Raw genomic sequence first — 18725 nt, forward strand, 5'->3', positions numbered from 1 at the left:
TTGCCGGACAGGCCGCTCAGCGTCGTGTCCAGGGTCGACTCCGACGGCGTCCGCGGGGCCTCGTCCTTCTTCCAAAATGCCATGATGACGGTCCTGTCTCGTGTGATCGGGATGGGTGAACCGGGGCGGCCGGCTAGCTGCCAGGCGGACGGCCGCCCCGGGGTAGATGACCGGGTAGATGACCGGTAGACGGCGGTAGATACGCCGGTAGACGCGCAGGTCAGACAGTGGGAGACGGGGCGGTAGACGGCTCCTGCGGCCTGTCCGGGGAAGGGGCCTCCAGATCCTCCGGCGCACCCCCCACGTCGGCACACCGCGCACCTTCACGCGAACGTCGTGGGGCACCTCCAGGCGGGCCAGATGGCGGCGCAGATCGGTGACCGTGCGGCCCTCCCACTGGCCGTGTTCCTGGAGGTGGGCGAGGACGGTGCTGAGGTGCACCCCGGAGCCACTCCCCATAAGGGTCAACAGGAGGGTGCGAACGGCCTCCACATCGGGCGGCGCCGGGGCCTCCTCGGGGTCTCGGCCGGCGCCTCCTCGGCGGGGGCGCGGCCAGCCTTCCATGCGGCCCGGCACCACAGGGCGACGAGGAGACCGAGCAGCCACGGCAGCGCGCGCAGCACGCTGTAGAGGATCCACGCCAGGATGCCGACGAGGACGAGGCACAGCACGGGGCCGAGGGCGGCCTTCCATCCGGTGAGGTCGTCGCGGCGGCTCCTGCGGATCCACGCGGCGAGGCCCGCGGTGCGGCGCTCCCACACGATGGCGCTGCCCCGGATGAGACGGTCCGCGGCGTGGGCGCGCACGGTGCGGGCGAGGCGGTTCTTCACAGGAGGCCGGCCCCCTCGACGCTGTCCTTCAGCACGGACCCGGCCGAGTTGATCAGGTCGGGCAGCCAGTTCAGGGCGGAGGCGACTCCGGCGGTGAGGCACAGGCAGACGCCGCAGAAGATCCCGCCGACCATGCGCTTGCGCTCGTCCTGCCTGCGGCCCGGTACGCGAAGATCGTGGCGCACGTCAGGAGGAACACGATCACTGCGCCCTCGGGGGTGAGCTGGCCGAGGTCGCCGTGGGTGATCGCGGCCTCCGCAGTCTGGCCGGTGGTGGCCTGAACGCCCTGCTGCCGCCCGTGTTCGCGGCGCGCGCGGAGCATCCGGCGAGCCAGCCGAGCATCCCGCCCGCGCACATCGTCGACACGGCGCCGAGCAACGCCCGTTCCCGAACGACTTGAGCTTGGCCGGGTTGCGGTCGCCCTTCCACCAGGGGCGCAGGTTCGCCCACAGGACGACGAGGACGATCGCGACGCCCGCGAACGTGAGGCCGGTGCCGGTCATCGGTGGACTCCAGTGACGAAGGTGATCGGGTCGAACCAGTCGAGGACGCCGAGCGACCCGATGGCGGTGGTGATGAGGGCGAGGCGGAGCAGCCAGCGGCGGCGGCGCAGGTCAAGCGCGTAGGTGAGGGCGAGCGCCATGACGGCGGTGGTGTAGGCGCCGCCGATGGTGTCGTCGCGCATGGCGTGCAGCGCGCGGGCCCAACCGGTGGCCAGCGACCAGCCGTTGAAGAGCGGCAGCACGGCCACGGCGCCGGCCGTGACGGTCTGCCACGGGCGGATCCACTGCCACACCCACGACCAGTCACGGCGCTCGCGTGGCTCGGCCACGGGCGCCGCGGGCCCGGCGGTGGGCGCGGGGGCCGGCCGCGGGAGTGGGCTGGTCGGTGTTGCCGTCGAGGACGTCGTCGAGCCAGTCCCGAGGCCTCGTCTTGTAGCCGGGTGGCAGGGTCGCGGGGGCGGGCAGGGAGTGGCCGGTCGACGGCGTCCGGGCCTACGCCGTGCTTGCGGAGGAGGGCGCGCACGCGCAGCTCGTCGGGGCCGGGGCGGGTCATGCGTAGCCACCTCCGCCCTTGCCGACCTCGTCGTCCTTCGCGGCGGCGCGGGACAGCACGGTGCGGATGTACGCGGTGTCGACGGCGTGGCCGTGCTGCGCGAGAAGATGCGCGATTGCTGCGGGTGCTGCGCCGGGCTGAAGCGTGGACGATGCGGCCAGGATGAGCGCGGTCTTCGACGCGCCCGCAGGGAGCGGCGGCAGGGGTGGAAGCGCCTGCCTCACGTCGCGCGCATCGTCGTCTGCGGCATCCGCATCACCTGATGCGCCGCCCGCATCATGGGGCGCATCACCGGTCTGCGCGGCGATGAACTCGGCGAGGGCGCCGGTGCGATCGAACCACTCGCTCTTGGGCACGCGGTGCTCGGCGAACATCGAGTGGAACCGCCGCTCGATGTCGTGCCCGCCGTGGAACGCGCACAGGAGCGACTCGGGTGGGAGGCACAGGGCGGAGAGGCGGCCGGGCAGGTTCTTCGTGGTGCCGATCTTCACGCGGCTGCCGTTGCCGAGGAAGTAGACGATCGGGCCGTGTGCTCCCCAAAGGGAACGCAGGTCTGAGACCGGGGTCCCGTGTGCGCCGCTGGTGGGCGCGGGCGGCTCGATGACGTTCTCGGCTTCGGTGGGGGCCGCGACAGTGTCGGCCGTGAGGGCGCGGCGCTCGGCGTCACGCAGCGCGCGGGCTCGCTGGACGCGACGGTCCACCGGAATGCGGGCCAGTTCGGCGCCGGCCTCGCCGAGCTCCTGCTCCAGGAACGCGGCCGTGCGCTTGTCGAGCGGTACGGACTGGTAGGCGAGGAGGATCGTCCATGTGCCCTTGGCCAGGCCGGAGACGACAGCGCCGACGATGCCGGTGGCCGCGTCACCGGCCAGCCAGCCGTGCGCGCCGACTGCTCCCATGGCGATGAGGAGTGCGGCGATGCCCCTCGTTGCGTGCCGCGCGGGCGCGGGCGGGGGTGTAGCGGGCCAGCCACTCAATGATCATGAGGGCGATCCAGGCGAGATCGAAGACCGTGGCTGCGCCGTACGCGGCTGGCGCGATGACGACGCGGGAGAGGAGGTCGCCGATGGACACGGTCGACCACACCACGCATGCCAGGACGAGCGCGGTGACGATGACCGTGACCGTGTTGAGCGCGATCTGGTCCCAGTCGCGCGGCGGGAGGGGCACCTCGATGACGTCGTCGTCGGGGACCATGCAGGGTCTTGCCGTCGACGGTGTGCGGGACGAGACGCTCGCGGGTGATGCGGCGGGTCTTCACGGAGCTACTCCAGGGAGCGAGGAGGCCGGGCCCGGCGGGGGGATGTTCGCCGAGCCCGGCCGGCATGTGGCGGTCAGGTCCAGTCGCGGCGGCCGCGGAACGGCTGACCGGCTGCGTCGCCGTCGCGGATGACGCGGGCGCGGTGGCCCTCGCGGCGCTTGCGGGCGGCGGTCTCGGTGGCGGACTCGCGGCCGGCGTACTGGGTGGCTGCGCGCTGCTTGTCGTTGCCGAGGAGTCGGCTGAGGAGGCTCATCCGCGGTGTCGCATGGTCGTGGCGGCGTCGCGGTTCTCGCTGGTGACCCGTTCGAAGGCGCCGCCTGCGTAGTCCTTGGCGCAGAGCTCCACGGTGGCGGGCGTGTCGATGATCGGGTTGCCGCTCGGCGGCGTACCGGGCTGGGGGCTGGGCTGCGGGGTGGACTGCTCTGTACCGTTGGACACGGTCATTCCTCCTGGTGATGCAGGTGGATGGCTGGCCCCGGCGGGAGGTGCGAACTCCGGCCGGGGCCGTACTTGTTGGCACGGGACCGGTGTAGGCGGCCTCGCCCGACCAAGTTAAACCCCGGGGTTGATGTAGCGCAACCCCGGGGTTTAGGGTCATGGGTGGCCGCACCGCAGGAAGGAGCGCGGGAGTGGCAGACCAGCCCGAGGAGGTGACCCGCCTGATGGAAGCCATCAAGGCGTTCGAGGCCATCGCGGACGACGAGGCGTGCGCCGTCGCCGTATCGCAGGCGTTGCAGGATCTGCCCGACCATCAGGTGCAGTTGCGTGAGCTGCGGAAGCGTCGCGTGCTGGCGTTGAAGGCTGACGGGAAGACGTGGGCGCAGATCGGCCAGCTACTCGGCGGGATCAGTGCGGCGCGTGCTCAGCAGATCGGCGCGGGCGTGAGCGGGGCGCAGCGCCGAAAGGCGGGCGAGTCGGCGCAGAAGGGATCCGAGTAGCCGCACGCGAACGAGCCCCCGACCCGGATGGGCGGGGGCTTCGTGCTGGCGTCTTCGTGCCTGGCGTGGTTACGCCACGACTTTCGGTTCCTGTTCGAACCTTGGCGGCCCTACGTTCGCGGGTAGCGCAGGCGGGCGCCAGCTGCGAGCGGCCCGCCTGCGCGCTACGCGCTCGCCTTGCGTCGGCGGGCTTCGGCCTTCGCGAGGCACACGTTGCACAGCGGCGAGGAGGGGCGGCCGCCGTTCGAGGGCCCGTACTTCTGTGCCTGGTTGCCGCAGTTCCCGGCGCACGGCCCGGCTCCGCTGGTCGGCGGCATGTACGTGACCTCATCGGCGGCGGGCGCGGTCATGGCGGGGTCCTGTTCTGTTCGGGATTCAACGGAATCGTACGCCCGATCGGACCGTGGCTCGCGGGGCGCGCACCGATCTAGACTCGAACATGTGAACGACTCTACCCGCCTCGACCTGCTGCGCTTCCTGGAACGCGTACAGGAACAGGACCTCGCGCGCACGCGCAAGTGGATCGCGGACGAGGAACAGCGCCACGCCGCGCAGGCCCGCACCGCCGCCGCCAGCAAGCCACCGCCCCCGGAATGGCTCATCGAGCGCGTCGTCCACAGCGATCTCGTCCTGTCCGTGCACGTCGGCGACTGCAACATGACGGGCAAGAACACCACCGCTGCCACACGCGACGACGCGGTGCGCACTCTCGCGGAGGGCATCGAGGCGTGCCCGTTCTGCCAGCCGGACGTAGCCCTCGGCATAGAGGACTGAACGAAAGCGAGCCACCGCGCGGGGTCACGGCAACGGTGGCTCTCCCTGCTCTTCCGTCTCAGCACGCCTCACGGATGCAGGCTGTTCCGAACAGAGTCACCCTGGACGTAGTGCCCCCCGCGCCGATAGTCGTCCACCCGCCGCTCGGAACCGGCGGCCGGCGAGTCACGGCGCGCGGGCAGATCCTCGGCCTCGCGCACTCGGACGCGGACGTCGTCGAGTTCCTGCGCCGGGCCGGTCTCCCGGACGCTGAGGGCTGCTCGATGACCCGTCATGGGTGAAGTGGCGGGGCGGCCGGGCGCACCACTACGAGGCCGCGTGATGGGCACGCCGCCCGCTGGCTACGTGTACGCGTGGAAGCCCGCGTTGTTTCTCGTCTCGTCGGACGAGGTGCTGCGGGACGACCAGTGGTTCCGGATCAAGCGGCTTACGATCCGGCGGCAGGACGTGTCGATCAAGTTCTCCGACGGCGTGAAGGTGCAGGTCGCCCAAGACCACCACGCTGGTACACGCGCAGGCCCGCACAGTGGATCGCGCCGAGCCACACCGGCGTGATGCCGGGCATGCCGCCGGGCGCGGGCCGCCCGTAGTAGGTCATTCGCGAGAGGACACGCGCGCCGCGAGGTTCCCGAGGAGGTACCGCGCCACCTCCGGGTCCGCCTCGCGGCTGTCGCGTACGTCCGCGAGGAGTTCCATGAGCTGGTGCACGTCGTCGAGGGTGAGCACGGGGAGCAGCTTGGCCGGCGGGTCTTCGGCGGTTGTGTCGTCGTCGAGGTCCATGCCTGGACAACGGGCCGGTCGAAGCCGGACACGGCTCGGCCGGGGCAGGCCCCTGTCGGTCCCACTCCCGGCCGCGTTGCTCGCTGCTGTTACTCCTTGCCGTGGGCAACGAGCGCGTAGGCCTCGGCCAGCGAGTGGAGTCGCGAGATCTTCCCGTCGAGGCTGCCCTCCTCCTCGACCTCCTTCACGGCGTCTGTGATCGAGTTGAGCAGCGCGGATCCCGCAGCGCGCCTGGCGTCCGTGTAGTTGCTGGCCTTCCCGACCTGGACTTGCTGTGTCATGTGTGCTCCGTGCGTGGTGAGTTGTGCGTGGTGATGTGGGTAACGCAGGATTCGCCCCCGCGGTTCCAGATCATGAACTCGGTTTGCTGCCACTGGAGATGCGGCGGTGGAGGCGTCGTTCCGCGTACCAACGGACTGGGGTGAGGGCGCAGGCCAGCCAGCCCGGTCCGTACAAGACGGCGTCGAGCCACGTCACGGCTGCATTCCTTTCGTGTCGGGCGCGGCGTACACGGGCCACCCGGCCGGCGGCTCGACGACGAGCGGCACGGTCCGCTCCTCCTGCTGCACCCCACCGGCCGGGTCGGCAAGGAGCCTGCCGCCCTCGGCATCGCGGAGGTTGGCCGCGTACCGGATGACGCGCCCGTCGGGGGTGTCCTCGATCGTCATGTCGGCGTCGACGGGCACGTCGCTGGGGTCGATGTTGTTGGCGCGCACCCACTCCTGTATCTCCTCGGCGCGACCTTCGGCGACGTGGAGGTTCCACAGAGCCTTGTTCGAGATGAGGCGGATCACGGCTGCTCCTTGCGCGGGGTCGGCGGCGGGCAGCCAGCGCGCGCCGTCGTCGGTGGCGTGGCTGCCGGTGTGCCCGGGCGGGAGGACGCACTCCTCGGCGCGGGTGCTGAAGAGGTTGGAGATGAGCTGGCCGCAGTGCACGCGGGGGCCGGCCGAGGGCATGACGTCCTGCATGACGGCGCGGGGGAGGATGACCACAGCCTCGTCCGGGCCGATGCCCACTTCGATTCCGGACAGGCCGTCGAGGTGCTCCCGTGTGGGGAGCTTTCCGACGATGAGGTAGTCGCCGTTGTCGAGCTGGGTGACGGCGGGGCAGAGGGTTTCGCCGTTGCAGGCGCCCTTGGCAATCAGCTTCACGGGGTCTCCTTGGTCGCTTCGGTCGCTGCCGGTCCGGGCTGCTCGCCGGTGAGGGCGAAGTCGTCCTGCTCCGCTCTGGCCGCGCGCTGTACGCCCGCCGCCAGGCTGGCGAGCGCGGCCCGGAGTTCGGTCGCGGCGCCGCCGTACGCGCGCAGCACGGCCCACTGCGAGGCGAGCCCCCGGGCCCGCTCGATGGCGGCCTCAGCCTGCTCGGTGCGCGCGGTCTTCGCGACCAGCTCGGTACGCAGGTCCGCGTTGATGCACCGCTGGTGCGCGGCCCGGCCGCGGGCGCTGTGCCACGCGGCACGGTAGGTGTCGACGCGCTCGTACAGGGCGTCGAGTTGGTCGCTGGTCATCTCGTCCAGCGGGATCCGCGCGCCGGGCCCGAGGTCGTCGCAGCCGCACCGGAGACCGCCCTCGTGATGCGGCAGGTCGGGCGCCACGGTGCGCAGGTTGGGGCAGGCGTCAGGGAACCGGGCGCACGTCACGAGGCGCCTCCCATCGTGAGACGGATAGCGCCGAGCAGCCAGGCGAGGGCGACCTGTTCGGCGGCGGTGGGCGACCAGCCGCGCTGCTCCAGGTCGGCGCGCATGCCGTCGGCGGAGTCGAAGATCGGCGCTGTCTGCTCGGCCATCGTGAGCAGTGCGTTCGACAACTCGTGTCGCTGTTGGGCGAGTTCTTCGGGGGTGGGCTGGCTCATGCGGCGCTGCTCCTCTGCGGGTTGATGTGGCACGTCGAGGCGTGGACCTTGCCGCTCGTCACGAAGCCGTCCGTGCAGCACGCGGCGGCAAGCTCCTCGGTCGGGTCGGGTCGGGCGGGCGCCGGCAGTCGCGGCCGTGGGCGTAGCCGTACGAGATCTCGTGCAGGCGGCAGCACGGCGTGAACACCCGCACCTCCAGGCGGGCGGCGCGGCGGGCCCGCTCATGCTCGGCGAGGATCAGCCGGTGGTAGCCGTACTCGCGGGCGGCGACCCAGGCGAGGAAGGCGGCAACGTACAGGGCGGGGAGGACGGCCCACCAGGCGAGGGTGATCGCGAGGTAGATGCCGCCGGCGGTGAGGGTGAGGGCGGCGGTGGTGCAGGTGCGGGCGGTGCGGAGGGCGGGTGTCACAGGAGGTCTCCTGTCAGGGGGATGTCGGTGATGTGGGCGCCGTAGGGGATGCGTTGTCCGCGGAGGTCGTTGGGGAGGGCGAGTTCGTCGGGGTCGTCCTCGTCGTCCCAGTCGGGTTCGCAGTCGAGGGCGAGCTGTTCGACGGTCACGGTTCGGTCTTCGGGTCGGTGTGGCTGGTGCACCAGTCGGCGAGATCGGCCAGTTCCGCGGCGGTGAGCGCCGAGACGTCTCGGCGTGGGCGGAGGTGGATGGTGCCCGGCGGGAGGTTCGGGTCGTCGATGAGGTCGATGCCCTCGAAGAGTCCGAGCTGGTTGCGGTGTTGGACGGGCGGGAGGGTGGCGAGCAGCGTCTCGGTGAGGGCGGCGAGGGTGCGGGGCTCGGCGGCGAGGACTTGGACGGGTTCGTCGGTGATGAGGAGGAACTGCATGGCGGGCCTTCCGGTGGGAGCCGCCGCCCCGGGCGCGGGGCGGCGGCGCGGTGGTCACCAACTGCGCGAGGCGTGGGGGTGAGGGTCGATGAGGTTGGCTGCCCAGTCGGCGATGGCGACGGCGCCGAGCGTGGAGCCCTTCACCTCGTCGCGGTGGGCCCGGATCATGTCAGCGAGGTGGTGGCCGTACGCGTCGACCGCTACGCCCATCTGCCCTTCGCTGGTGTCCTCGCGGCGCATGAGTATGAGCGCATCGCGAGGGGTGACGTTCAGCTCGCGGGGGCAGCAACGCCGGTCGCTGAGGTGGACGTTGCGGTCGGCGAACGCGCTGACGATGGCCGGATCGTCGAGGAAGTCCTCCAGCGACTCGTCTTCGGTGTCCCAGTCGCCGTCCTGGAGTTCATGGATGAGGTCGCCGAGGACCTTGCGCTTGGTGTCGTCGTCGGCGCCGGTCTCGACGAGGGCCTTGGCGACGGGGTCGAAGATGCTGTTGGCGCTGGACCATCCCATGATCAGTGGGCCTTTCGGTGGGTGCGGTTGAGGAGGGTGCGCCCTGCCCACCGGATGGTGAGCAGGAGCGCGGAGGCGAGCGGCCAGACGAGCAGCGCGACGCCGAGGGGGCCGGCCATGTCAGGCGGCCTCGTCGTACTCGACGGCGGTCTTCGTACGGCGGCGGGGCCAGTTGCCGGTGAGGGCGCTGGTGGCTACGAGTACGCAGCCGACGACGAGTACGGCGCAGAGGCCGGCGGTGGCTGCGAGGGTGAGGATGGCTCAGATGAGGGTGAGCCAGAGGTCTGCGAGGTCGTGGACGATCACGGCTGCTTCCTTGCGGCGTCGAGGAGGTGGCGCCCGCAGGTGGTGCACTGCTCGTGCGGGTCGATGTCGTTGGCGGTGAGCAGGGACGTTCTCGTCGGCGGGGTGGGGGCAGCGGAGGCAGTAGGAGCGGCCCTTGCCGCTGTACGCGACGGTCGCCGGGGCTGGTTCGGTCTGCGGTGTCTGGTCGGTGGGGCAGCCGCAGCCCCAGTTGTGGGTCTCAGGGTGTGGGGCAGTTGCTCTGTTCGGTCTGCTGCGCCTCGTCGGCCGTCGCGTTGAGCTGGTGGCGGATGTGCGCGGCCACCGGGTGTACGGCTTCGGGGCCGGCCATGCTGCGGGCGATGTCGTCGAGGTGAGCCGCGAAGGCTCGCACGCGCTCGATTGCGTCTGCCAGGCGGCGCAGTTCGCAGCGTGGGCAGACCGGCTGTCCGTCGCGCATGGGGATGTCCATGCCGTCGCGGCCGTGCCAGCGGAACCCGCACGCGGGGTGCTCGTAGAACGGCGAGAGGGGGCGTTCCTCGCGGGCGCGGCGGAGCAGCTCGTGCAGCATCCCGGCGGTGCCCGGGTAGCCCTTGACGATCACGAAGTTGCGAAGCATCTCGGCCGGGAACTGGACCTCGCAGTCGGCGCCGCAGTACTCGTGACTGCCCGCGGCGTGGTCGCGCTCCGTCTCCTCGCGGTCGGCGTGCTGCTCGTCGGTGTCGGGCTGCTGCGCAAGGACTCGAAGTACGCGTAGGCCGAGGACGCCCGGTCATCGGCGGCGCGCAGTCGACGTACCTCTGCGATCAGCGCGGGCACGTCGGTGCGGGCGTGGGCGACGAACTCGGCGTCGGCTCGGCTGTCGTCCATCTCGCCTGCGCGGCAGGTCTCGCCGAGCCACTCGGCGCCGGCCTCGTACTCGGCGCCCTTGTAGATCTCCCAGCTGTCGGTGCACCAGGGGCCGGGGGTGGCGGCGGTGGCGCGGGCCTCGATCGCGTCGAGGTCGAGCGGGGTGGTGGTCATGGTGGCTCCGGGGTGTCGTGTGGTGGACTCTGGGGTGCCGGCCGCCGCAGGTTCGGGACCGCGGCGGCCGGCGCTCTCGTCGAGACGTGGCCGAACTCGATGTCGGCCAGCTCGGCGCGCGCTTCAGCGCACGTGGTCCGGTTCATCGCGAGGTCGTAGATGAGGCCGACGGCGTGGTACTCGCCGCTGTCGGTGGCGTCGCGGAGTTTCAGCGCGATGTCGCTGATCAGGTCGAAGACTTCGGTGTCCGAGTCGACCGGCCCGTTGTCGTCCTCGCGCTCGGCTCCGGCCTCGTTGATGGCGTCGCCTATGCCCTCGACGAGGTCGGTACGCATGTCCTCGGGCATGTCGGGCTCGAAGGCGAAGTGGATGCGTGCGATCGGGCGCCCGGCGTTGAGGGTGATCTCGTGCTCGGTGGACGGGACGAGGCCGTCGGCGCCGAGGTGGACGGCCCAGCGGGACGTGTCGGCCGCGCCCTGGATCAGGTCGTGGATCTTCCGCTGCGCCTCGCCGAACGCCTCGCTGTCGTCGGTCTCCGGGCAGAGGAGACCGTCCCAGGTGACGCCGCCTGCGTCGTTCGGCTGGCCGTCGATGTCCTCACCGACGTGCTGCGGGGCGAGGCTCTCGACCTCGGCGTCGGCCATCATCTCGCCGACGCCCATGAAGTCGGGGTCCTCGGCCAACACGGCGTGCTGGCGGCCGGCTTCGGCGCGGAGGTCGGCGTCGGTGTACGGGCGGTCGGGCATCGTGGTGCTCCTTCGTGGTGTCAGCGGACGAGGTGGTCGAGGGCGGTACGGATCGCGGCCTGCTGCGCCCGGTCCGGATGGCCGAGGCCGGCCAGCTCGGCGGCGGCGACGAGGTCCGCGGTGGTCGGGGTGTCCGAGTCGGTGTGGCCGTACTCGGCGAGGAGGCGGGCGGCGTCGGCCGGGGTGGCGGTCATCGGCTGTTCTTCGGGGCGCAGATGACGCAGCGGTGGTCGGCGATCTCGTTGTCGTGGCAGGCGTCGACGCAGCCGCGGCAGTACAGTGTCGTAGTGCCGGGCGTGGCCGTCGAACCGAGGTGTCGGCGGGGTCGAACGGGGTGCGGCACTTCGCGCACGCCGCGGGCGGCTCGGGGGCCGGCGTGCGGCTGTCGACGTCGGCAACCCATGCGGCGCACACGGCGGCGACCTGGACCAGCTCGGCGCGCAGCTTGGCGGGGTCCGACTCGGCGAGCGCCTCGTACACCTCCTCCAGCAGTACGTCGCGCCACGTGGGTCCGTCGGCCTGAAGGGCGTGGTCGACGATCGAGCGGTATCGGTCGGCGACGTACCGCGCTCCCGAGCCGCCGGTTCCGTCGGGGTGGTGCTGGTCGCCGAACTTCTGGAGCTGGCGCTGGCGTTCGGCGTCGATGTCCTCGGCGAACTGGCGGACGCCGGGGGTGGTGAACAGGGTCGGGTACACGGTGATCTCCGGTGGTCTGGCGTTTCGTTGGGGTGGGGTTGTGTGCGCGGGGCCGGGCTAACCGGGTGCGTGCGCGGGTCAGGCGGCGTCGTGGGGTGCGTCGTCCTGGTCTGGTGGGTGGCTGCCGGTTTCGGGGTCGCAGGCGAGGTGTGTGGTGTAGCCGCGGTCGAGTCGGTAGCCGGTGAGGGGGTGCTCGCAGACGGTGCAGAGGGGGGTGTCTGTGGTGTCTGTGGCGGGCGTTCCCTCCCCCTTCCCCTCTCTTAGAGAAGAACCTGGGTCGGGGAAGGTTCCCGCGAGGTTCCCGGGGAATGTTTGACCTGGGGTTTTTGCGTTCCCTTTGAAGTTCCCTGGGGAACGTTCCCCGGAAGGTCTTCCGGGAAGGTCTCGGGGAAGGTATTCCGGGAACCCAAGTTGTCCCGGTTTTTCCGTTCCCGGACGGCGGCGGCGATCTTGTCTTTGGACGCCTTGATCCCGGCCGTGGCGAGAGCAGCAGATGGTCTTCGGGTTGCCCGCATCGTTGGGCACGCCCATCGCGTCGAGCTTCTTCACGAGCCACGCGACGGAGCCCTCGATGAGGTTCTCGATGGGCGCGTCGTAGGTCATCAGGACGTGGCGGGTGGCACCGGGCACGTAGGTGTCGCCGTGCTTGCGGTACTGGCGGAGCATGACGAACGAGTCGGGTCCGATTCCGGTGCGGGTGTGGGTGCGCTTGAGGACGACGGTGCCGCCGCCCTGGGCCCGCAACTCCCATACGTGGTCGACGTCCTGGTTCTTCGCGGACGAGCCGCGGGCGCCGCGCTCGCTGTCCTTGCCGAGGTGGTCGAGGCGGACAGAGGCGATGCCCGCCCGCTTGAGAGGGAGGAGGGTGTGGCGGTAGAGGGAGAGCCAGGTGTCGGCGTCGTTCTCCGGGCCGGAGATGAACCGAGAGACGGTGTCGAGGCAGACGAGTTGGGCCTCGCACTCGGCGACCATGGCGAGGAGGTCGGCGCCGCCGCCGGCGGTGTCGAGGGGGCGGATGGGCGGGAACGAGGCGTACGACATGAGGCCCATGCGGCCGGGCCCGCCGCCGTAGGAGAGGAACCGTTCCTGGATGTCCTGGTGGCCGTTCTCGGCGTCGACGTACAGGAGGGGGACGGGGTGCAGGGCGCGGTCGTCGAGGAACGCCTGGCCGGTGGCCATGCGCCACAGCCACTCCTGCGTGAACAGGGACTTGCCGGCCTTGCCGTCGCCAACGATGGTGATCTGCTGGCCGGGGGCCATGAGCCCGCCGAGGAGGAGCTCGACGTTCCCGAAGTCGGTGGCGAAGAAGGGGTCCCAGTCGAGGAGCGAGCCGGTCAGGTGGCTCGGCCCGTGGGCGGAGTGGCGGCGCTGCTCGCTTTCGCGGTGCTTGTCGGCGAGCTTGTCGAGTTCCTCGGTGGTGGCGCCGCCGAGGATGCGGGCCTTGAGGTCGTTGGCGTGTTCGTCCCAGCGGCGCAGCTGTGCGCGCTCGGCGATCCGCTCGGCGAACGACTGCGCCATCCCGGCCGTGATGGTTTCGGCGCCGAGCCGGTCGATGAGGCGGCCGCCGTCGACTTCATGCAGTCGCTTCTGTCGTTCGATCTCCGCCTTCACGGTGACCGGGTGAAGCTGCTTGCCCTCGGCGACCATGCCGCCGACCGTGTCCCAGATCAGGCGGACCGCGGGTTGGTAGATGTCCTCCCGGTCGAGGACTTCGGCGCACTCCAGGTAGGCGACGCGGTCGTGCATGACGATGCCGGCGACGTAGTTCTCGGCGTCCGCATCGTGGGGTGAGGTGCGGTTGAGGCCGTCGCGGTCCGCCGTGTCGCGCTGGAAGGGGCGGACGTTGTCCACGGGCGGTCTCCTCAGAACAGGGTGTCGGGCTCGGGTGGTGCGGGCCGGACGGGTGGGGCCGTGCGGGCGGTGCAGCGGTGTTCTGTGACGTGGGGGTGGGGGCAGTCGGGGGGATGCCATGGGTGGATCCACCGGAGTTCGCGCTCGCCGGTCCTCGAGGAGTGCAGGCACCAGATGAGCCGGTTGGGTTCTCGAGCGGCGGCCTGTTCCTCGAGGGAGAGGGCTCGAGGTCGGCGGTTATCTGGAGTGCTGCTCGAGTGCCGACGAGTTGGCGGTGGATGGGGGCCCGGCACGCGGGGCAGCGTCGGGGGAAGTACCGCCCCGCGGCCGGGCCCCGGTCATCAGGCCGGCGTCCCGTTCAGGATCGGCGTGGTGATGCCCTCGCCGATCGACTTCAGTACGTCGGTGAACGCCGCGCGGGCGCGCTCCTCCGGCTGCTCCAGCTTGTAGCCAAGGAGCAGCGTGCCGCGGTCGATGCGGTACTTGAACCGGGCCGTCATCCGGTAGGCGTTGGCGTTCTCGAAGGGCGGGATGGCGATGGTGAACACCTCGGGGATGCCGAGGTCGCCCTTGCTGCCCGCAGACGCCTTGGTGTCCTCGGTGAACACGAACTTCCGCTCGCCGGAGGTGAGTCGGCTGCTGCTCTGGAACTCGGCCTTCGTCGTGGCCTTGATCGACTGGGCGATCTCCAGCATGGTCGCCGCGTCCGGGGTCTCCAGGTAGGGGAGCTGGTCCTCCAGGAAGTTCGCGAAGGTGTCCTGGTCGAGAAGCTTGCCGTCGTGGCGCAGCCAGTCACCCCACGCCTTCGTCTGGCGCAGCGCGAGGACGAGGCGGTGGCCGCCGAACCGCGGGGTGTTGTCGGTGTGCGCGTCGAGGACGGCGGTGACAGACAGCTTCTCGACGTCGGCGTACACCTCGGTGTTCGCGTCGTGGTGCTTGCCGTAGTAGGTGAGGAAGCTGCCGCTGTCGCGGACGGTGGTGGTGCCGGTCTTCCGCTCCAGCTGGCCGGTGTACTGGGGGCCGGTGAGGTCGACGCGCGCTCGACGAGGCCGCTGGCGGTGGCGACGAGGTAGATGTGGCCGGGCTCGACCTGCTGTGGGGCGAGGGCCTGTTGTGCGAGGGCGGCGACGGCGGTGGTGTTGTCGTTGGTCACGGTCAGATGTCCTTGATCTCGGTGGTGGTGGACAGGTCGCGGACGTCGAACGCCTGCGTCTGGCGGGGGTCGTTGCGGGTGGCGTTGCCGTCGTCGTCGACGAAGTAGATGGACGGCGGGGCGCTGGCCTTCGGGGCCTTGAGGACGCTGTCGATGGAGATGGCGACGGGCGCGCCGTCGATGTGGCCCTTCGGCGGTTCGACGGTGACGGTGATGTTGAGGGAGCCCTTCTTGCCGTGCTCGTTGACGGCGGCGAGGAGCTGGTGCATCTCGGTGCTGATCTCGTCGTGAGCTCGGCCGCCGATGTGCTGGACGAGGAAGGCCGAGAACTCGGTGATCTCGGTGACCTCGCCGGTCTCGGGGTTGGTGTGGGTGGTCATGCGGCTTGTGCTCCTTGCTGGTGCTGGGTTGCGGTGGTGGTGGCCGGGCGGCAGCGCGCCCGGTGGCCTGTGCGGATCTCGCGGACGAAGTCCCGGACGGGCGCGACGCCGTAGACGGGGCCTTCGCGGGTGAGGCAGAGGCCGCACTCGTACTTGGCCCGGGGCGGCGTGCGGTAGTGGATCTGGCCGGTTTCCTTGTCCTCGTAGCCCTGGCCGGCGTCGATGGTGAGGACCCCGGTGACGATGAGCCCGTGCTGGCCGGTCACGCCGTGTCCTTCTTCGATTGGCGCCAGATCTTCCGGCGTTCGGTCGGGGTGAGGCCGGCGACGATGCCGTGACGGGCGGCGGGGTCCTTGCCGCCCTCGGCGGCGAGGATGTCCTTCAGGCACTGGGCCAGGACGGGGCAGCGGCGGCAGACGTCCTTGGCTGCGTCGATCTCGACCTGCTTGGTGCTGGGGAACATCAACTCCGGGTCGACCTCGGTGCAGGCGCCGCGCAGGCGCCAGTTGACGGCCGTGGGAGTCTCGGGGGTGGCGGCGCGGTAGGTGATGCGGCGGATCATGCGGCGGCCGCCTTCCGGTCCTCGCACTTGCGGAGGGCGTTGCACCGTCCGCAGTAGGCCGTGCCGTCCGGCTCGTACCGGCCGTGCTCGGCCTGGTCGTGGCCGTGGACGCACTCCGGTTTCCGCTCGCGTCCGCCGGTCAGATAGCGGAGCTGCTCGCGGTTGCGGCGGCGGCCGGCCTCGTCCTCGACGTGGTCGGGGGCGACGCAGTGCTGTCGGCCGCAGTCGGCGATGGCGTAGCCCTCGGCGTCCCGGCCGTGCCGGATGCGGAAGGCGATTGCGGCGGGGCTGTAGGACTGCTCCTTGTGGCGCATGACGGGGGTGCCGGACATGGTGGCGCGCTCGCCGAGCCACTCGACGTGTCCGTCGTCGGTCGGCCGGGTGAGGCTGTGCCACTTCTCCTCGATGGTGCGGGTCTGCTCGGTCTTCACGTAGGCGGGGAGGTCGAGTTCGCGGCGGATGCGGGCGACGCGGCCCTTGTCGCAGTGGAGTTCGCGGACGATGCGGCTGTTGCTGTGGCCGTCGCGGAGCATGGCGACGATGTCGGTGCGGGTGGCGTTCTGGTTCATCGGGCGGTCACCGCCTCGCGGTCCGGCCACCGCACCGCGTCGAGCGCGCGGCGGTGCGTGTCCGGCACGACGGCGAGCGGATGGCCGAGCCAGTGCAGGCCCATCGCGTAGAGGATGTGCGCGTCCGCCTCGTCGTACTTTGCTTCGCCCTCGGTGACGATCCCGTACGTGTCGGCGACGGCCTGCCGCACGACGGCTTTCAGCGGGACGCCCTTCAGACGCAGGCCCGTGTCCGGGTCCTTCGGGGCCGCAGTGCCGACGGCGTAGATGATCCGCTGGTCCGGGTTCACCACGGCGTACGGGATGCGCCGCTTCCACAGTTCGTGGCGGACCATCCAGCGCATGGCGCTGAGTGCGTCTGCTCCGTTGTTGTTCTTCGAGAACGCGGCGCCCTCGATGACGACGAACCGGGCGTGCCGGATGTGGTCGGCGATACCTGCGAGCTGCTGCTCGAAGCGGCTGTGCTGGCTGGCTCCCTTGGCCTTGACGTAGTCGGTCCAGCCGTCGCCTGCGATGCCTGTGATGCCCATGGCGACGTCGAGGCCGATGACCTTGGGGATGTCGTTGTGGTTCTGGTTGGGGATGTGGAGGCGGGTGCGCGCCTCGGGTTCAGAGCTAGGGTGGGTGCGGTCACTGGTCACCTGCCGTGGTCGTGCCACAGGTCCAGCACGTGCGGGACCCATCGGTGTGCATGGCGTGGAAGGTCGTGCGCTGCTCGGTCGGGCAGGGCGCGCACTCGTTGGCTTCGATGTCGCCGTCGGCGAGGAGCTGCTCGAACTCGCCCTCGTCGAGGAGCGTGTCGCGCGGGGTCTCGTCGAGGTCGATGGCGGGAGCGGCGGCCGGGGCGGTGGCGCGGTGCTGGCCGGTGCCGCGGAAGAGCCCGCGGGTGGTGAGCTTCATGCCGCACCGCCCGTGCGCGGGGCCGGGATCAGCGGCCACGAGCCGTCGATCACCTTGTTCGGGTCGCCGCCCTGCTCCGGCGTGGCCTTCGTGCGGAACCACTTCTGCAACCCGGCTTGCTGCTCCGCGCGCCACCGCTGCTGATCGGCGAACAACTCGGCCGGCCCGGCCGCGCCGATGCCTGGCCACTTCACGAGTTGGGCCTCGGCGATGAGCAGCGCAGCGAGCGCATCGGCCTCGGCCGTGTGCCAGTCCTTCAGCTCGACGCCGTAGCGTTCGGCCGTCGGCTTCAGCTTCCGCATGCCGGTGCCCTTGACGTAGCGGTCCTTCTGCTTGTCGATGACGTGCGGGTCGACGAGCGGGAGGTCGCACAGGCCGACCCGGTCGTAGACGGTGGCGAGGCCGTTGCGGAGCAGGTCGTAGTGGAGGATCGACCAGTCGAACGACTGGTTGAACGCGATGAGCGGCATGCCCCACGTGATCGCCTTGGCGAGACAGGCGGCGAGGTCGTCGAGCGCGACCTTCGGGTCGGCCCCTTCAGCCTGGACCTTGGCGTCGTCGATGCCGTGCACCTCGGCCGCCTCGGCGGGGATCGGGACGCCGGGGTTGATGAGCCAGGAGAAGGTGCGGTCGTCCCGGCCGCCGCCGCGGACGATGAACGCGGCGGTGACGATGCGGTCCTCGGTCGGGTTCGGGCCGGTGGTCTCGGTGTCCCATGCGGCCTTGCGGATCTCAGCGAAGGTGCTCACTGGCCACCGCCGGTGCGCTCGTTGTAGATCCGCGGGCCGAGGCTGGCCAGGGTCTCCCATTCGCCGGTCTCGTTCTGCACCTTGGACTGGAGCATCCGGGCGTTGGAGACCTCGTACCCGATCTGCTGGATCCGCGCGGCCGACGTCTTCTTGTCGAGGATCTCGTCGCGGTACGACTCCGCCGACCGGGCGGGCGCCTCGATACCCCGCTCGATCCGATCCGCATCCGGATCCCGGTCACCGGTCGGGATGAGCCCGCCGTTCAGCAGGAGGTTCCGCAGCGCGACCGTCTGCGCTTTCGTCGTCGACTTGTCCGAGGTGTCGAGCGCCTCGCCCGCCGTCTGGAGTTCCAGCACGTCACCGGTCGGGCCCATGATGTGCCAGGTCACGGTGACCGAGCACTCGCGCATCGTGCCGCCGGACTTGGTCTGCTTCGTGCCGTAGGACGTCTCGGTCCTGACGGGCAGGACGTTCACGCCGTGCCTGAGGGTGACCGGCCCGAAGTACTGGACGACGGTGTCCGTGCCGCGGAAGTTGTAGCGGGTGCCGCGCTCGTTGTACTCCTCGCCCTTGCCGATGGCGCGGATCTCTCGCCGCACGCGAAGCCACGCGAGGTGGACGGGCACCATCTCGGGGTCGTCGTCGCCGGGCTCGTAGTCGGCCATCGGGTCCGGCGCCGGGGTGAACTCCTCGGCGGGCGCCGCGTCTTCGGCCGAGGCCGTCGCGGGTTCGGTGCGGCCGGCCGCGGCGGCGGCCCGCTCAGCGATCGTGGTCATGCGTTGTGCTCCTCACGGACAGCGCGCGGAATGTTGATCTGGCGGTAGGGGCGGTCCTCGACGCAGGCCGCGTACGCGTCGGGCCAGTGCTCGGCGAGACGCTCGGTGTCGGTCCACTGCTTGGAGCGCTCGTCGATCGCGACGTGGACGCGGTCGAGGACGAGGCCCGTCTCGGCGTCGCCGAGCCCAGCGAGGATGCGGGCCT

The 18725-nt window shown here is 70.9% G+C and carries 34 protein-coding genes and 2 pseudogenes; 4 read left to right on the forward strand and 32 right to left on the reverse strand.

Features of this window, described 5'->3' with window-relative positions; translation table 11 throughout:
* Nucleotides 1-464 precede the first annotated feature (464 nt).
* The 7 genes from RBJ77_RS60040 to RBJ77_RS60070 form a co-directional block, all read right to left on the reverse strand.
* Nucleotides 465-830, reverse strand: a complete 366-nt coding sequence (locus RBJ77_RS60040; protein WP_372352644.1) for a hypothetical protein — start codon at nucleotides 828-830, stop codon at nucleotides 465-467.
* Entirely contained in the window at nucleotides 827-1015 is a 189-nt protein-coding gene (locus tag RBJ77_RS60045) for a hypothetical protein (RefSeq protein WP_372352645.1), read from the reverse strand. Before RBJ77_RS60045 ends, RBJ77_RS60040 begins: the two co-directional genes overlap by 4 nt.
* A gap of 314 nt (nucleotides 1016-1329) precedes the next feature.
* Nucleotides 1330-1662: a hypothetical protein gene (locus RBJ77_RS60050; RefSeq protein WP_372352646.1), complete on the reverse strand. Its 333-nt coding sequence runs from the start codon at nucleotides 1660-1662 to the stop codon at nucleotides 1330-1332.
* 220 nt (nucleotides 1663-1882) lie between these two features.
* A complete protein-coding gene (locus tag RBJ77_RS60055) occupies nucleotides 1883-2782 on the reverse strand; it encodes a GIY-YIG nuclease family protein (RefSeq protein WP_372352647.1) in 900 nt (299 codons plus the stop codon).
* Nucleotides 2745-3080 (reverse strand): hypothetical protein, encoded by a 336-nt coding sequence (locus RBJ77_RS60060; protein WP_372352648.1) that lies wholly within the window; start codon nucleotides 3078-3080, stop codon nucleotides 2745-2747. Before RBJ77_RS60060 ends, RBJ77_RS60055 begins: the two co-directional genes overlap by 38 nt.
* A gap of 137 nt (nucleotides 3081-3217) precedes the next feature.
* The gene (locus RBJ77_RS60065; RefSeq protein WP_372352649.1) at nucleotides 3218-3397 is read right to left on the reverse strand and encodes a hypothetical protein; all 180 of its coding nucleotides are present in this window, start codon (nucleotides 3395-3397) and stop codon (nucleotides 3218-3220) included.
* Nucleotides 3394-3582, reverse strand: coding sequence for a hypothetical protein (locus tag RBJ77_RS60070; RefSeq protein WP_372352650.1), 189 nt, complete (start codon nucleotides 3580-3582; stop codon nucleotides 3394-3396). Before RBJ77_RS60070 ends, RBJ77_RS60065 begins: the two co-directional genes overlap by 4 nt.
* Nucleotides 3583-3773: 191 nt before the next feature.
* Between RBJ77_RS60070 and RBJ77_RS60075 the strand changes: the two genes are divergently transcribed.
* Complete coding sequence (locus RBJ77_RS60075; RefSeq protein WP_372352651.1) at nucleotides 3774-4082, forward strand: hypothetical protein; 309 nt, start codon at nucleotides 3774-3776, stop codon at nucleotides 4080-4082.
* A 164-nt stretch (nucleotides 4083-4246) separates the two neighbouring features.
* Here the strand turns inward: RBJ77_RS60075 and RBJ77_RS60080 are convergent, their stop codons facing one another.
* A complete protein-coding gene (locus RBJ77_RS60080) occupies nucleotides 4247-4432 on the reverse strand; it encodes a hypothetical protein (protein ID WP_372352652.1) in 186 nt (61 codons plus the stop codon).
* A gap of 91 nt (nucleotides 4433-4523) precedes the next feature.
* On the opposite strand from RBJ77_RS60080, the gene RBJ77_RS60085 reads away from it, so the two are divergent.
* The 3 genes and pseudogenes from RBJ77_RS60085 to RBJ77_RS60095 all read left to right on the forward strand — a co-directional run bounded on the left by RBJ77_RS60085 (nucleotide 4524) and on the right by RBJ77_RS60095 (nucleotide 5411).
* On the forward strand, nucleotides 4524-4856 hold the full coding sequence (locus RBJ77_RS60085; RefSeq protein ID WP_372352653.1) for a DUF6233 domain-containing protein: 333 nt from the start codon (nucleotides 4524-4526) through the stop codon (nucleotides 4854-4856).
* A gap of 74 nt (nucleotides 4857-4930) precedes the next feature.
* A pseudogene (locus RBJ77_RS60090) lies at nucleotides 4931-5178 on the forward strand (hypothetical protein).
* Nucleotides 5178-5411, forward strand: coding sequence for a hypothetical protein (locus tag RBJ77_RS60095; protein ID WP_372352654.1), 234 nt, complete (start codon nucleotides 5178-5180; stop codon nucleotides 5409-5411). Before RBJ77_RS60090 ends, RBJ77_RS60095 begins: the two are co-directional and overlap by 1 nt.
* 39 nt (nucleotides 5412-5450) lie before the next feature.
* On the opposite strand, the gene RBJ77_RS60100 is transcribed toward RBJ77_RS60095, so the two are convergent.
* From RBJ77_RS60100 to RBJ77_RS60215, 24 genes and pseudogenes are all read right to left on the reverse strand, one after another.
* Nucleotides 5451-5636, reverse strand: coding sequence for a hypothetical protein (locus RBJ77_RS60100; RefSeq protein WP_372352655.1), 186 nt, complete (start codon nucleotides 5634-5636; stop codon nucleotides 5451-5453).
* Nucleotides 5637-5725: 89 nt separating this feature from the next.
* On the reverse strand, nucleotides 5726-5917 hold the full coding sequence (locus tag RBJ77_RS60105; protein ID WP_372352656.1) for a hypothetical protein: 192 nt from the start codon (nucleotides 5915-5917) through the stop codon (nucleotides 5726-5728).
* A gap of 192 nt (nucleotides 5918-6109) precedes the next feature.
* Complete coding sequence (locus RBJ77_RS60110; RefSeq protein WP_372352657.1) at nucleotides 6110-6787, reverse strand: hypothetical protein; 678 nt, start codon at nucleotides 6785-6787, stop codon at nucleotides 6110-6112.
* A complete protein-coding gene (locus RBJ77_RS60115; RefSeq protein ID WP_372352658.1) occupies nucleotides 6784-7275 on the reverse strand; it encodes a hypothetical protein in 492 nt (163 codons plus the stop codon). The genes RBJ77_RS60110 and RBJ77_RS60115 overlap by 4 nt, the downstream gene beginning before the upstream one ends.
* Nucleotides 7272-7487 carry a hypothetical protein gene (locus RBJ77_RS60120; protein WP_372352659.1) on the reverse strand — a complete coding sequence of 72 codons (216 nt, stop codon included), beginning with the start codon at nucleotides 7485-7487 and terminating at the stop codon, nucleotides 7272-7274. Before RBJ77_RS60120 ends, RBJ77_RS60115 begins: the two co-directional genes overlap by 4 nt.
* A gap of 58 nt (nucleotides 7488-7545) precedes the next feature.
* Entirely contained in the window at nucleotides 7546-7896 is a 351-nt protein-coding gene (locus RBJ77_RS60125) for a hypothetical protein (RefSeq protein ID WP_372352660.1), read from the reverse strand.
* Nucleotides 7893-8045 carry a hypothetical protein gene (locus RBJ77_RS60130; protein WP_372352661.1) on the reverse strand — a complete coding sequence of 51 codons (153 nt, stop codon included), beginning with the start codon at nucleotides 8043-8045 and terminating at the stop codon, nucleotides 7893-7895. The genes RBJ77_RS60125 and RBJ77_RS60130 overlap by 4 nt, the downstream gene beginning before the upstream one ends.
* Nucleotides 8042-8323, reverse strand: a complete 282-nt coding sequence (locus tag RBJ77_RS60135) for a hypothetical protein (protein WP_372352662.1) — start codon at nucleotides 8321-8323, stop codon at nucleotides 8042-8044. The genes RBJ77_RS60130 and RBJ77_RS60135 overlap by 4 nt, the downstream gene beginning before the upstream one ends.
* A gap of 54 nt (nucleotides 8324-8377) precedes the next feature.
* On the reverse strand, nucleotides 8378-8833 hold the full coding sequence (locus RBJ77_RS60140; RefSeq protein ID WP_372352663.1) for a hypothetical protein: 456 nt from the start codon (nucleotides 8831-8833) through the stop codon (nucleotides 8378-8380).
* A 523-nt stretch (nucleotides 8834-9356) separates the two neighbouring features.
* Complete coding sequence (locus RBJ77_RS60145) at nucleotides 9357-9734, reverse strand: hypothetical protein (protein WP_372352664.1); 378 nt, start codon at nucleotides 9732-9734, stop codon at nucleotides 9357-9359.
* Nucleotides 9716-10138 (reverse strand): hypothetical protein, encoded by a 423-nt coding sequence (locus RBJ77_RS60150; protein WP_372352665.1) that lies wholly within the window; start codon nucleotides 10136-10138, stop codon nucleotides 9716-9718. The genes RBJ77_RS60145 and RBJ77_RS60150 overlap by 19 nt, the downstream gene beginning before the upstream one ends.
* A complete protein-coding gene (locus tag RBJ77_RS60155; RefSeq protein ID WP_372352666.1) occupies nucleotides 10135-10884 on the reverse strand; it encodes a hypothetical protein in 750 nt (249 codons plus the stop codon). Before RBJ77_RS60155 ends, RBJ77_RS60150 begins: the two co-directional genes overlap by 4 nt.
* A 20-nt stretch (nucleotides 10885-10904) precedes the next feature.
* The gene (locus RBJ77_RS60160; protein ID WP_372352667.1) at nucleotides 10905-11078 is read right to left on the reverse strand and encodes a hypothetical protein; all 174 of its coding nucleotides are present in this window, start codon (nucleotides 11076-11078) and stop codon (nucleotides 10905-10907) included.
* A 580-nt stretch (nucleotides 11079-11658) separates the two neighbouring features.
* Nucleotides 11659-13431, reverse strand: coding sequence for an AAA family ATPase (locus tag RBJ77_RS60165; RefSeq protein ID WP_372352668.1), 1773 nt, complete (start codon nucleotides 13429-13431; stop codon nucleotides 11659-11661).
* A 341-nt stretch (nucleotides 13432-13772) separates the two neighbouring features.
* A complete protein-coding gene (locus tag RBJ77_RS60170) occupies nucleotides 13773-14432 on the reverse strand; it encodes a DUF2303 family protein (protein WP_372352678.1) in 660 nt (219 codons plus the stop codon).
* A gap of 154 nt (nucleotides 14433-14586) precedes the next feature.
* Nucleotides 14587-14964, reverse strand: coding sequence for a hypothetical protein (locus tag RBJ77_RS60175; protein WP_372352669.1), 378 nt, complete (start codon nucleotides 14962-14964; stop codon nucleotides 14587-14589).
* Nucleotides 14961-15230 (reverse strand): hypothetical protein, encoded by a 270-nt coding sequence (locus RBJ77_RS60180; protein WP_372352670.1) that lies wholly within the window; start codon nucleotides 15228-15230, stop codon nucleotides 14961-14963. The genes RBJ77_RS60175 and RBJ77_RS60180 overlap by 4 nt, the downstream gene beginning before the upstream one ends.
* Complete coding sequence (locus RBJ77_RS60185; RefSeq protein ID WP_372352671.1) at nucleotides 15227-15526, reverse strand: WhiB family transcriptional regulator; 300 nt, start codon at nucleotides 15524-15526, stop codon at nucleotides 15227-15229. The genes RBJ77_RS60180 and RBJ77_RS60185 overlap by 4 nt, the downstream gene beginning before the upstream one ends.
* Nucleotides 15523-16095 (reverse strand): hypothetical protein, encoded by a 573-nt coding sequence (locus RBJ77_RS60190; RefSeq protein ID WP_372352672.1) that lies wholly within the window; start codon nucleotides 16093-16095, stop codon nucleotides 15523-15525. The genes RBJ77_RS60185 and RBJ77_RS60190 overlap by 4 nt, the downstream gene beginning before the upstream one ends.
* Nucleotides 16092-16736, reverse strand: a complete 645-nt coding sequence (locus RBJ77_RS60195) for a hypothetical protein (protein WP_372352673.1) — start codon at nucleotides 16734-16736, stop codon at nucleotides 16092-16094. The genes RBJ77_RS60190 and RBJ77_RS60195 overlap by 4 nt, the downstream gene beginning before the upstream one ends.
* Complete coding sequence (locus RBJ77_RS60200) at nucleotides 16726-16995, reverse strand: hypothetical protein (RefSeq protein ID WP_372352674.1); 270 nt, start codon at nucleotides 16993-16995, stop codon at nucleotides 16726-16728. Before RBJ77_RS60200 ends, RBJ77_RS60195 begins: the two co-directional genes overlap by 11 nt.
* A complete protein-coding gene (locus RBJ77_RS60205) occupies nucleotides 16992-17744 on the reverse strand; it encodes an exonuclease domain-containing protein (RefSeq protein WP_372352675.1) in 753 nt (250 codons plus the stop codon). Before RBJ77_RS60205 ends, RBJ77_RS60200 begins: the two co-directional genes overlap by 4 nt.
* Nucleotides 17741-18520 carry an ERF family protein gene (locus RBJ77_RS60210; protein ID WP_372352676.1) on the reverse strand — a complete coding sequence of 260 codons (780 nt, stop codon included), beginning with the start codon at nucleotides 18518-18520 and terminating at the stop codon, nucleotides 17741-17743. The genes RBJ77_RS60205 and RBJ77_RS60210 overlap by 4 nt, the downstream gene beginning before the upstream one ends.
* Nucleotides 18517-18725, reverse strand: a pseudogene (locus RBJ77_RS60215) (hypothetical protein); the annotation flags it as partial. The gene RBJ77_RS60210 and the pseudogene RBJ77_RS60215, both read right to left, overlap by 4 nt.

Origin of the sequence: Streptomyces sp. KL116D (genome assembly GCF_030766975.1) — a bacterium.
GTDB lineage: Bacteria > Actinomycetota > Actinomycetes > Streptomycetales > Streptomycetaceae > Streptomyces > Streptomyces longispororuber_A.